General features: G+C 46.8%; 10 protein-coding genes. 9 read left to right on the plus strand and 1 reads right to left on the minus strand.

Features of this window, described 5'->3' with window-relative positions:
• Window positions 1-322: 322 nt before the first annotated feature.
• From ACWB0I_RS12535 to cmk, 9 genes are all read left to right on the plus strand, one after another.
• Window positions 323-1,102, plus strand: a complete 780-nt coding sequence (locus tag ACWB0I_RS12535) for a C40 family peptidase (protein WP_479388409.1) — start codon at window positions 323-325, stop codon at window positions 1,100-1,102.
• Window positions 1,103-1,117: 15 nt separating this feature from the next.
• Window positions 1,118-1,621 (plus strand): HNH endonuclease, encoded by a 504-nt coding sequence (locus tag ACWB0I_RS12540; RefSeq protein ID WP_479388410.1) that lies wholly within the window; start codon window positions 1,118-1,120, stop codon window positions 1,619-1,621.
• 214 nt (window positions 1,622-1,835) lie between these two features.
• Entirely contained in the window at window positions 1,836-4,709 is a 2,874-nt protein-coding gene (locus tag ACWB0I_RS12545; protein ID WP_479388411.1) for a T9SS type A sorting domain-containing protein, read from the plus strand.
• 207 nt (window positions 4,710-4,916) lie between these two features.
• Complete coding sequence (gene trpS / locus ACWB0I_RS12550) at window positions 4,917-5,894, plus strand: tryptophan--tRNA ligase (protein WP_479388412.1); 978 nt, start codon at window positions 4,917-4,919, stop codon at window positions 5,892-5,894.
• Window positions 5,891-6,619 (plus strand): segregation and condensation protein A, encoded by a 729-nt coding sequence (locus ACWB0I_RS12555; protein WP_479388413.1) that lies wholly within the window; start codon window positions 5,891-5,893, stop codon window positions 6,617-6,619. Before trpS ends, ACWB0I_RS12555 begins: the two co-directional genes overlap by 4 nt.
• A gap of 2 nt (window positions 6,620-6,621) precedes the next feature.
• A complete protein-coding gene (scpB, locus tag ACWB0I_RS12560; protein WP_479388414.1) occupies window positions 6,622-7,368 on the plus strand; it encodes an SMC-Scp complex subunit ScpB in 747 nt (248 codons plus the stop codon).
• 2 nt (window positions 7,369-7,370) lie between these two features.
• Window positions 7,371-8,099 (plus strand): pseudouridine synthase, encoded by a 729-nt coding sequence (locus tag ACWB0I_RS12565; protein ID WP_479388415.1) that lies wholly within the window; start codon window positions 7,371-7,373, stop codon window positions 8,097-8,099.
• Window positions 8,083-9,786, plus strand: a complete 1,704-nt coding sequence (locus tag ACWB0I_RS12570) for a short-chain dehydrogenase (RefSeq protein WP_479388416.1) — start codon at window positions 8,083-8,085, stop codon at window positions 9,784-9,786. The genes ACWB0I_RS12565 and ACWB0I_RS12570 overlap by 17 nt, the downstream gene beginning before the upstream one ends.
• Window positions 9,787-9,788: 2 nt before the next feature.
• A complete protein-coding gene (gene cmk, locus ACWB0I_RS12575; RefSeq protein WP_479388417.1) occupies window positions 9,789-10,475 on the plus strand; it encodes a (d)CMP kinase in 687 nt (228 codons plus the stop codon).
• Between the two features lie 776 nt (window positions 10,476-11,251).
• Here the strand turns inward: cmk and ACWB0I_RS12580 are convergent.
• Window positions 11,252-11,755, minus strand: a complete 504-nt coding sequence (locus ACWB0I_RS12580; protein ID WP_479388418.1) for a hypothetical protein — start codon at window positions 11,753-11,755, stop codon at window positions 11,252-11,254.
• Window positions 11,756-12,186: the final 431 nt, after the last annotated feature.

The following is a 12,186-nucleotide window of genomic DNA, read 5'->3' on the forward strand; positions in this document are numbered from 1 at the left end:
GCCTGAAGCTGGGAGAAGAATGACATGCCGGCACAGGCCTTCACTGCCTGGGGAAACTTGTCCCTTGGCAAATTAATTCGTAATTCGTAATTTTAAATTTTTAATTAAAATTACTCTTTTGCCTGTCCGGCTGGCCAGACGGGCCTGTCAGGCTGCCACGGCCAGACGGACGCCCTTGGCGGTTTTTTAAAGGTTGCGGCTCTGCTACTTTAGAAGATGGTTGACAATATTTTGCAAGATCTGCAGAATACCACTTTTTAAGACTTGCTCCATGCGGTTTTGACTATTACATTACGATCTAAATTTAATTATGAGAAAAAACATGTACTATTTTGTAAACGTCGCTTTTGCCAATGTGTATCGCAAGCCTACCTTTCATTCCGAGGTCGATACACAGGCCGTGTTGTGGGAGCGCCTGGAAATACTGGAAAAGATCGATGCTTTTTTGCGAGTTCAAACAGAAGATAACTACGAAGGCTGGATGAGCGAGCATCAGGTAGCGGTTTGTCAGGAGCCACAGGCCGAATGGCGCATGGTCGGCGGTTTGTTCTGGAATATCTTTGCTGAGCCCGATAGCAGTGCGCCGATAATACGTCAGGTGGGGGCAGGCTCCCGTTTGCCGGTGATCGAGCAAAAGAAGGAGTGGAGCAGAGTACAATTACCGGATGAGCGGCAGGGCTTTATTCCGGCCAATGCCTTCTGGAACATGCCAGAGTTTGGCAGAAAAGAGCTGACTCAGGTGGCCAGGCAATTTTTAGGAGTGACCTACATCTGGGGCGGAAAAACGCCTTTTGGTCTGGATTGCTCGGGGCTGGTGCAACTCTCCTGCAAATTGCTGGGAAGGCCCGTAAGGCGTGATGCCTGGATGCAGTTTGAAGACAGTCAGCCGGTGTCTGAAGACCCAGCTCTAGCCAGAGAAGGCGATTTCTATTTTTTTTCAGAGAATGGCGAAAAGATTACGCATGTTGCTATTGCCCTGGGAAAGAAACAATTTATCCATGTCAGAGGCATGGTGCGCATCAATTCCCTGGACGAAGATGATCTCGATTTTTCACCAGATTTACTGCGCCATTTTGTACAGGTTCGCACCTTATTCAAGTAAAGCAGAGTGCCGGTCATGCTAAACCGTAAAGTTCTTGTCTTAAATCAGAATTATGAACCGCTGGCTATTTCCACGGTTAAGCGAGCCATTATTCTGATGTACACCGAAAAGGTGGAGTTGGTGGAACGCTATGAAGGGGCTATCCATGCTGTGTCCATGAGTCTGCCCTGTCCCAGTGTGATTCGCCTGCACAGCTATATTCACAAACCGTATCGCGAGGTTCCTTTGAATCGCAAAAATATTTTGAAACGGGATAATCACACCTGCCAGTACTGTGGAAAGAATAACCGCCCACTGACCATCGATCATGTGATTCCCAAAAGCTTTGGCGGCAAAGACACCTGGGAAAATTTAGTGGCCGCCTGCATGGCCTGTAACACCAAAAAAGGAAATCGAACGCCGGAAAAAGCCGGAATGAAGTTGCTTAAAACGCCAAAAAAACCGGGACCGCTCTTTTACCTGAAGCTGATGGCCGGTAAACCGCATCAGACCTGGAAACCATATCTCTTTATGTCCTAAATCGGATTTCGAATTGACGGTTAGTAACATGGAACAATTCCCGAATGTTCCGAGCTGCAAATAATTCGTAACTAAAAAATGTGGTCCTGTCGCTTCAACGTCTTTTTCGCAGGTTAGTAAATAAACTGAACAAATTGTGATTTGGGCGCTGTTTTTTTTAAGAAAAATTGCTTACCTTGTAAAAACAAGAACGTACCATGAGGTAAAGAAAGTTATGAAAATTAAATCTTTTTTGTTGGTTTTGTTGATATTTTTTGTGTTTGGCATGAACCTCCAGGCTCAAACGCCACAGGTTGTTTTACAATTGGTGTGGGGCAAAGGCGCGGAGCAGGTTGGTTTGCGCCAGGCCCCGGAAGCCAACTATGGCCCTCAGGCTTTTCAGGTGCAGGATGAAACCATAATTTTACTGGATGCCGTACAAAGTGAACTTAAACAGTTTCGGGAGGGTCGGCTGCTCAAATCCATTGCAGTGCCGCCATTTGCTGATGATTTTGATTTTGTGGATGAAAATCAATTCGTTGTTCTGGCTCAAAATCAGCTCTTTTTCTTCCAGGGAGGTCGACTGGTGGATGTTTTTAAACCCGACTCGCCACTGCAAATTATTGAATCCCTGCAACGGCTTAATAGCCAGCAGCTGCAACTAAACTTCAGCGATCAAAAGCGTTTTTACGTTTCAACTAAAGGTCGTGGGCTGCAAAAGGCCCCGCTCAATATTCAGACGCCCGACCTGCCACCGGTCATTGTGCAAAAAGTGGGTCCCAACGCTGCAAAATTGACGCTGGATTCAAAAAAGTGGCAAACGCTGAACTTCGGAAATAGACAACTGGCCAGCGTGCGTTATCTGGGCCGCGACGCCCAAAATCACGTTTATCTGAATCTGGAATTCTTTGAACAGCAGGTTCCTCTGCGCGTCCGGCGCGAGATTCATGTTCTGGACCAGGCCTTCCGTTCGCTCTTGCAGATCCATGTTCCGGTGCGAAATTTTAGTGAAATTTTCCGGGATTGGTACATCGATCGACAGGGAAATTTTTATCAGATGTTTTCCAATCCGCGGGGTATTAGAATCGTTAAATGGTCGTTGCACTCCTTGTTCAATCAGGCCCAACCTCCGCAAATCGAATATCCGGATTCCTACTTTGAAGGCCAGCACTACAACTTTTTACCTGCCCAGGTAGAAACGGTTGAAACGGCGCGTTTACAAAAACAGACCGATTTTGAGGACTTTCCTCAGGTCATGCCTTCCGATGCGCTGGCTACGGCCGATGCCTACGTGCAACTCCAGTGGACCGCTGTTTCGGCCAATCTTAGCCATGGGGTGGTAACAGACGCCTACGGCAATCAGGTGCGCACACCCGACTGGGTGAAGGTGGGGCAAAACCGCCAGGTGCCCTACAAATGGGGTGGCTTTGAATCGCTGGAAGCCTTTCTTTATGGTATTGAAATTTTAAAGTACGCTGGCGACAATTACACCGATGGGGGAGGTACGCCCTCGGCCGTGGGCGTGGATTGCTCCGGTTTTGTCTCGCGTTGCTGGAATTTACCGCGCCATTACGCCACCAGCATGATGGATGATGGCATCACCTTACCCTACGCCTCCTGGAGCGAGGTCGAACCGGGCGATGCGGTTCACAAGGTGGGACACGTGCGCATGGTGGTTAAGCAAAACAACAATGGCAGTCTGGTTGTGGCCGAATCTTCCGGCCGGGATTGGCGCGTTTCTTACCGCACCTATTATTACAGTTCGCTCAGTAATTACACTCCCAGATATTATGTCAACCGCCAGGGCGCGCCAGGCAATATTCCTCAGCCGCGCATCGATCGGATTAGCGTGAATGATCAGTTAGAAATCAACTGGTCGCTGGAGGGCCTGGAGAATGTCAGTTCATTACGCCTCTATTTTTCGACGGACGGCAACAGCTGGGGATCGGGTATTGCCGTTCCCAAAGATACCACTCGATGGAGCGTCCCCATTCAGGACGATCAGACGATATTTGTTAAATTACGTAGTTTTTCTTCCGGAACATTGCAAAATCCCAGCGTGTCATCCGACATTTACGGGGCGCACCGTAAGGATAATAGCGCCAAAGTTCTCATTGTGGATGGCTTCGATCGAACCTCGGCCTCCAGTGGCCGCTGGCATCAGCTGTATCATCCCTTTGTCATCAGCTGGGGAAAAGCGCTGGCCAGGTGGGGTGTAGCTTTTGAAACCACCACGAACGAAATGGTCAAAACCAGGCAGGTCCGGCTCGATGATTACCCGGCGGTTTTCTACCTGTTAGGGGACGAGAGTTACCACGACGCCACCTTTGATCGAGATGAGCAGGCTGTGGTGAAGCAGTATTTACAAAACGGTGGACGACTGTTAGTAAGTGGCTCGGAAGTAGGCTACGATTTAGCCAATCTGGGCAGCGCATACGATCAGCAATTTTTTACAGAATTTTTAAAAGCGGATTTTGTAAAAGATAATGCCGGTAGCAATGCCCTGCTTGGAGTGGCAAACACGCCCTTCGACGGCTTAAGTCTTTCGTTTGATAATGGGCAATACGGCACCTATGCCGTACCCTATCCGGATGCCATTACCCCCATGGGCGAGGCCAGACAGGCATTGCAATATGGCAACGGGCAGGGAGCAGCCATCTATTTTGAAGGACGCTTCCCTGAAGGGCAAAAGGATGCAAAATTGGTGTACCTGGGCTTTCCTTTTGAAACCATTTACAACGAAAGCCAGCGCGATTCACTCATGCACCGCATCATTCAGTTCCTGGCATTGGATCAGCTTTCGGCATTGAATCCGGCTGGAACGCCCTTGCCTGAGACCTTTCGACTGGTCGGTAATTTCCCCAATCCGTTTAACAGCAGCACCAAAATTCGTTTTAAAATTCCCGCTGCGGGTCAGGTCAGTCTGAATGTTTACAATACCCTGGGACAGAGCGTGTGGCAAAAGAAATTTCGTTTCCAGAGCACAGGCGAGCACACTATCTTGTTTGACGGCCATCTGCTGGCCAGCGGCCTCTATCTGTATCAGTTGCTGTTTGAGAGCAAGGGCAGGCGACAATCGGCAAAAGGTAAAATGATTTTAGTGAAGTAGCCTTTTCTTAATATGCCTTCATTCAAGCCTTCTTCAATTCAAACAGATGATCAGTAGAGAGGACAAGGCCTTTGCTCGGGGCGTCCTTAAGTTTCTGAAATCCTACTTTTTTGACTGCTAAATAAAAACTCAGTTTGTGCCTATGCCAATCATTTTGTAAATTAAAATTTCTTAAAAAAATGAACAGATGTATTGTTGGGAGAGACAATGGAGAAGAAAAGGATTTTAAGCGGGATGCGTCCGTCTGGTCGCCTGCATCTGGGCAACTACGCCGGAGCACTCGAAAACTGGCTTAAATTGCAAAATGAATACGATTGCTACTTTTTTGTGGCAGACTGGCACGCCTTAACAACCAACCCGGCGGCCGCTTTCTCCGTAGAGGAAAACACGCTGCAGATGATCATAGATTGGTTAAGCGCTGGCATTAACCCCGAACTTCCGCTTTTTGTGCAATCAAAAGTAAAAGAACATGCCGAATTGCATCTCATTTTTTCCATGTTAATAACCAAAGAGCGTCTGGAACGCAATCCGACACTTAAGGAGCAGATTCGGGATTTAAACGCCGAGACCATCATTTACGGACATCTGGGCTATCCGGTGTTACAGGCAGCCGACATCCTGATGTACAAGGCGCATCTGGTGCCTGTAGGCGAGGATCAATTGCCCCATGTGGAAATCACCAGAGAGATTGCCCGAAAATTTAACCAGACCTATGCTCCGGTTTTTCCTGAACCGGAACCCAAGCTGACCACCTTTTCGCGTTTGCCGGGTCTGGATGGCCGTAAGATGGGGAAATCGAACAACAACTTCATCTTGATTTCAGATTCACCGCAAGAGATTCAGAAAAAAGTGCGTACTGCCATCACCGATCCGCAAAAGGTGCGCAAAGGCGATCCTGGACATCCCGGGATTTGCAATGTGTTCAAGTATCATCAAAAATTCAATCCGCAGGAAGTTGATCAGATCGAAGCAGATTGTGAAAGCGGAGCTCTGGGTTGTGTGGCCTGTAAGCAACGCTGCGCCGAAAAGATTTCCGACTTTTTTGCGCCCCTGCGTGAAAAGCGCGTCTATTACGAAAACCATCTGGATGAGGTGCGCGATATTTTAAATGAAGGAACCAGGAAAGCCAAGGCCGTAGCCCAGAAAACAATGGACGACGTCCACAAAGCGATGAAAATGGGATGAGATACCGCGTTAAATTAGACATTTTTGAAGGCCCGTTTGATTTGTTATTGTTCCTGATTCGCAAGAATGAGGTCGATATTTACGATATTCCGATCGCCCGAATTACACAGCAATTTTTAGAATACATCGAAGCCCTGCGCATTCTGGATTTGAATGTGGCCGGCGACTTCATCGAAATGGTGGCCATTTTAATGCACATCAAAGCGCGCATGTTGCTGCCCAGGCTGGTTATGGAAGGCGAAGAAGAAGCTGACGATCCGCGAACCGAGTTAGTCGAACGCTTACTGGAATACAAGCGGTTTAAAGAGGTTTCCTACGAATTAAAAGACCTGGAAGAGCAACGCAGAAAATATTTTCCCCGTCGCGATTTTCAATTCATCCGGCGAGAGAGTAAAGAGACCTCCACCGAGGAGTTCCTGGAAAAAGTTTCGCTGTTCGATCTGATTATCGCCTTTAAACGGGCTCTGGACAACATGCCCAAAGTCACTTACCATCAGGTCCCCCGAATCGATGTAACGGTTGAACAACAGACGGAATTTCTGTTGAATGAACTTCGGGAAAAGAAAATGATTCTCTTTCAGGATTTGATGAAGCGATTTCGGGATAAAATGGTTCTAATTGTGACCTTTATTGCCTTACTGGAATTAGTGCGCAAAGGGCGCATCGAAGTCCGTCAATCTGAAGTATTTGACGATATCAGAATTAAACTAAAAAAAGCGGCTTAACAATGGAAAATAATACCGTTGCCACCATTGAGGCCTTGATTTTTGCCAGCGACCTGCCCCTGACCATTCAAAAGATTAAAGAAATTGTAAGCGGTGTAGGCGCCAGAGAAATCCGCAAGGCCGTAGAGATGTTAAATGCGCGTTACTCAGAACAGCACTCGGCCCTGCAGATTGTAGAGGTTGCCGGTGGCTTTCAAATGGTTACCCGGCCGCAATTTGCCGACTCTGTCAATAAGCTGTACAAGGCGCGTCAGGGGCAGCGACTCACGCAAAAGGCCCTGGAAACCCTGGCTATTGTGGCCTACAAACAACCCATCACTAAACAGGAAATTGAACATATCCGTGGCGTCAATGTGGATGCCGTGATGCGCACGTTAATCGAACGAAATCTGGTTACTGTGGTAGGGCGGGAAAAGGCGCCGGGTAATCCGTTGCTTTACGGAACAACCAAAGAGTTTCTGGCCTATTTTGGCCTGAAAAGCCTGGACGATTTACCAAAATTGAAAGAGATTGACGAGATTTTAAAGAGCGACGACAAATTCCTGGAAAGTCTGGATCAGGTGGCCCTGGAGCAGCTTGCCCCAGAAGAGCTGGGTATTGCCAGCGCTGAAGAAATTCTTTCCGACGATAAAAAAACGGCAGGTGAGCAGCAAAGCGATGAACAAAAAAGCGGCCAGGCCGTTGAACCAGACAATGATGTCCCATCGACGGAAGAGGAAAACCAGAACAGTAGTGGGGAAAAGCATTAACCATGATGCGATTAAACAAATTTCTGGCTCATGCGGGAATTGCTTCACGCCGCAAATGCGATGATTTGATTCGGGCCGGGCTGGTTAAGGTGAATGATGTAGTGGTTAATAAAGTCGGTGTCGTCATCGATGAAAAAAAGGACAGGGTGACTTTTAAAGGCCAGCCTGTAAAATTAAAAAGACGGTTTGTGTACATCGTTTTGAATAAACCCAAAGGCGTCGTCACCACAGCCAGCGATCAATTCTATCGCAAAACGGTGCTGGATTTAATCGCTATCCCCGAACGCATTTACCCCATCGGCCGTCTTGATTACAACACGACCGGTGTGCTGTTGTTGACCGACGATGGCGACTTAGCCCATCATTTATTGCATCCCAATTACAAAGTGCTTAAAGTGTACCGCGCTCTGCTTAATAAAGTCATCCGGCCTATCGATCTGCATCGTTTGCAAAATGGCGTGGAACTGGATGGCGTAAAAACGCAGCCCTGTAAAGTAAACGAGTTACGCATTGTAGACAATGGCAGCCTGGTAGAAATTGAATTGACCGAAGGGCGCAATCGCCAGGTGCGTCGCATGTTTGAAGCCCTGAATTACAAGGTTCGAGAATTGGAACGCATCTCTTTTGCCGGGATTACGGCCAGCGAGCTGGCTCCGGGAGAGTGGCGTTACTTAAATAAAAAAGAAGTTGGCCTTTTAAAGGAGAGAGTAGGTTATGGAAGTAAAAGGTAAAAAAGCATTGATCCTTGGCGGTTGGGGGCTGGTAGGGCAGGCCGTTTGTAAGAAGATGATTGAAGAAAAACCTTCTGAAATGATTATCTTGTCCTTATTGGAGGAACAGGCGCGTGAAGCCGTGGAAAACATGAAAAAAATAGACCCCACCATTAAATACGTGCCGGAGTGGGGCAATATTTTTGTGCGGGATTCCATTAAAGATTTAACGCGCAACGAAATTCTGACCGATCCTAAAAACAGAGAGATTTTAATGCACGACGTGCTGGATGATCTTTCGGCCGATATTCTGGAACACTCCTACCTGGCCCAGGTCATTACCCGTCATAAACCAGATATTATTGTGGATTGTGTCAATTCGGCTACGGCCCTGGCCTATCAGGACATCTTTACCAGCTCCATCGAGGTGCGCAAAGTATTAGATCATGTGAAAAAAGCCGAAAAGCAGGAAGAAACGGTTTCGGCCATTGAGCGCCTGCTCATTACGCAGTACACCCCGCAATTAATCCGCCATATTCAGATTTTGTACGAATCCATGAAAAGAGCCAAAACCAGAGTTTATGTTAAAATCGGTACCAGCGGTACCGGAGGCATGGGCTTAAATATTCCTTACACGCACAGCGAAGAGAAGCCATCGCGCATGTTGCTCAGCAAGTCGGCTATTGCCGGTTCGCACACTTTACTGTTGTGGCTCATGGCCCGCACGCCGGATGCGCCAATCACCAAAGAGATTAAGCCCACGGCAGCCATCGCCTGGAAAAAAATCGAATACGGTGAAATCCGCAAAGGAGGTAAGCCGGTTCAGCTTTACGACTGCCCGCCTGAACATGCCATCCGCCTGAAGGGTACTCTGAAACGGGAAATGTCCCGGGGCCCCTGGAAACCTTTGAACGACACCCTTAAAAAAGTGTACATCGATACCGGCGAAAACGGCATCTTCAGTTACGAAGAATTTACGGCGATAACCTCCCGCGGCCAGATGGAATTCATCACCCCCGAAGAGATCGCCAATGTGGTGCTCTGGGAAATTAAAGGCGGCAATACCGGACACGACATCATCAACGCACTGGACAATGCCACCATGGGGCCTACCTATCGCGCCGGTTATTTACGGGGCAGCGCCTTGCAAAAGATGCAGCGCTTGCAAAAGGAACACAAATCGGATAGCGTTGCCTTTGAGCTTCTGGGCCCGCCCAAACTGAGTAAATTGTTGTATGAAGCCTATCTCTTAAAACGTTGTAAATTCACCATGGACGAAGTGCTGCAACACAGTCCGGAGTTCTTGTCCAACTGCGCACAGGAGATCATTAAAACAGACGGTAAATTACGCTCAGAGATTTTGTCCATCGGCATTCCCATTTTAATGGCAGACGGCAAAAGCCTTTTGCGCGGACCGGAAATGAAAATTCCAGCCTATCGCGGCAGTAATGAGTTGGAGATTACTCCAGAAAATATTGAAAAATGGGCGGCCGAAGGCTGGATCGATCTGCGGGCGGAAAATTTCAAAATCTGGCAGGAACGCTTTAAAAAGATCAAAGAAGAGATCGAATCCATCCCGGAAGACGACACCAGTTCGCAATACGATCGGGATCGGGAATACTGGAGTGAAACCGATGAAATTGAACCTGGTAAAATCGTTGGCTGGCTCTTTTTGCAGGAAGAGCAGGGTTTACGTATGAAGGATTAACGATGCCCAAAAAAATTCGTATTGCCATAGATGGCCCCGCAGCTTCGGGTAAGAGTACGACAGCCCGGCTTTTAGCTCAAAAGCTGGGCTATTTGTATATTGATACCGGCGCCATGTATCGCGCAGCCACGCTCTCCGTGTTACGTTCCGGAATCGATGTTCATGATGAGCAGGCCGTGGTGGAACACGTCAAAAACATTAACATAAGCCTGAAAATTGTAGATGGAGTTCAACGTACGTTTTTAAACAACCAGGATGTAAGCGATCAGATCCGCACTCCAGAGATCAATCAGGTCATCAGCATCATCTCCTCCTACCCGGGCGTACGCAAGGTTTTGATTGAACAACAGCGAGCCCTGGCCAGAGAGGGAGGCGTGGTCATGGACGGTCGCGACATTGGAACGGTTGTGCTGCCCGATGCTGAATTAAAGGTCTTTCTGGTGGCGCAATTAAATGTGCGCGCCAGACGCCGGCAGCTGGACCTCAGGCGTCAGGGAATCGAAATGGATTTGAAGGAGATCGAAAAAGAGATCGCTCAGAGAGATCAGCTGGATTCCAGTCGCCAGGAAGCGCCCCTTAAAAAAGCCCGGGATGCTCGGGAGTTAGACACCACCCGTCTGACCATTATACAACAGGTAGAAGTGATTTACCAGTGGGCCATGGAGATAATTGACTCTAACGACAAGTAAAAGAGTATTTAAAAACTGCGTTCATTCTAAGACAGCAGAGCCGCAACGTAACTCGAGCTTCAGCTCGAGACCTTCATAAGGTCGAAATGACAATCAGTGAGGCTTCGTGCCGAGCGTCATTCCAAATCCTGATCCTCGGGTACATGCCCGCCAGTCTGGCAAAGCGCAGCCGGACAGGCAAAAGAGTAATTTCAATTAAAAATTTAAAATTACGAATTACGAATTAATTTGCCAAGGGACAAGTTTCCCCAGGCAGTGAAGGCCTGTGCCGGCATGTCATTCTTCTCCCCGCTTCAGGCGTAACTCGAGCTTCAGCTCGAGATTTACCCTAACACCTACACAAATGTTATTTCCACGCAAGCGAAAACTACGAATCCCGGAAATAGGCTTGTCCAGCCGAAGGTTGGAGCTAAGCGGAAATCCCGATTTTCGGGGACAGGCCAGTCTGGCAGGCGCAGCCTGACAGGCCCGTCTGGACGGCTATCCAGCCGGACAGGCCAGGCCACCGGTTGGAACGCAGCGGAAATCTCGATTCTCTGGGACGGGACATCAAGCCATTCAACAAATCAACAAATCAACAATTCAACAGTTTTGCTTCTTCACACTGCATAAAAATTTTCGCACGCTAAAGCGTTTTATCTTTTGAAGGAAGTATTCTAATACCTATCTAATTGACTTTTTTTGAAAATATAGAGGAAATCTTTCCACAAATTCAGGATTTCTAAATAAATATTTTTGAATATTTGTTCAAAAAATCTCATTATTTAGAGTTTAAATTATTTTATTGGGTAATCTTCTGGTAAACCAGGATATGGAAGACGCTCCACTTTTTTTAGCACCAATTCCATTCTTTTTATTTGTTCTTCTGTGCCAAATTCAAAAACTAATTCAGCTACGCTTTCTCTATTCCAAGGGCGAACTTTCCAAATAATATTGAATAATTCAGGAATAATACTTTGCTCTCTAATTTCAAATAAAACAGCAAATGCAGAATTATCGGCATCAGGATACTTTAAAGCTTCAACGAGTGCATGTAACGCTTTTTTAGATTTTGCTTTTAACCATATTTCGCCTAAAATTAAAGGAGCATATTGGCGACAGTTTAAGAACGCACTTTTACAGGCCATTAAAAGCGAGGGAATTGCAGGTTCACCAATCTGGATCAATTCTTCGGTTATTTCTTCAATTCGATATGAAGAATAACCACTGGCCAATTCTTCAATGGCCTCATGGATAATTTTATCTTGATTTCGCTTACTTTTAGAAGAATTAGTAAACATTTTCACCCATTTGGTAGAACTTATATTCTTACTAAAAATTTTTTGATTACCAGATCATTTTACCGAGGAATGGCCGTCCGGTTTGCATTGAGCTGAATTTTGGGAAAAATAGAGTTCACCATGTTTTTAGGGTTAAGTAATCCATGGCATTAAAAGGCTTTCAACTTCTTTTTAATTTTTACAGGGAGTTTTTAAGGATGAGATGAATAAGGAACAATCTTTACTCATTTGTTTTTTGATTTTTTGGAGCGCAACAGAAACGGCCTGGGCATGAGCGGCCCTTGAAACGGGATGTTTGTCATTTATAATTCTGTTTGTCCCGCCACGGTAACCAAAATAGGGATATCCCCAATACATTGTGCTATATGCCTTACCAATTCCTTTTGCTTTTTATTCTTGAATCACTTCATTATTAATATTTTTACAGTAAG

The sequence above is a fragment of the Caldithrix sp. genome (assembly GCF_056497305.1).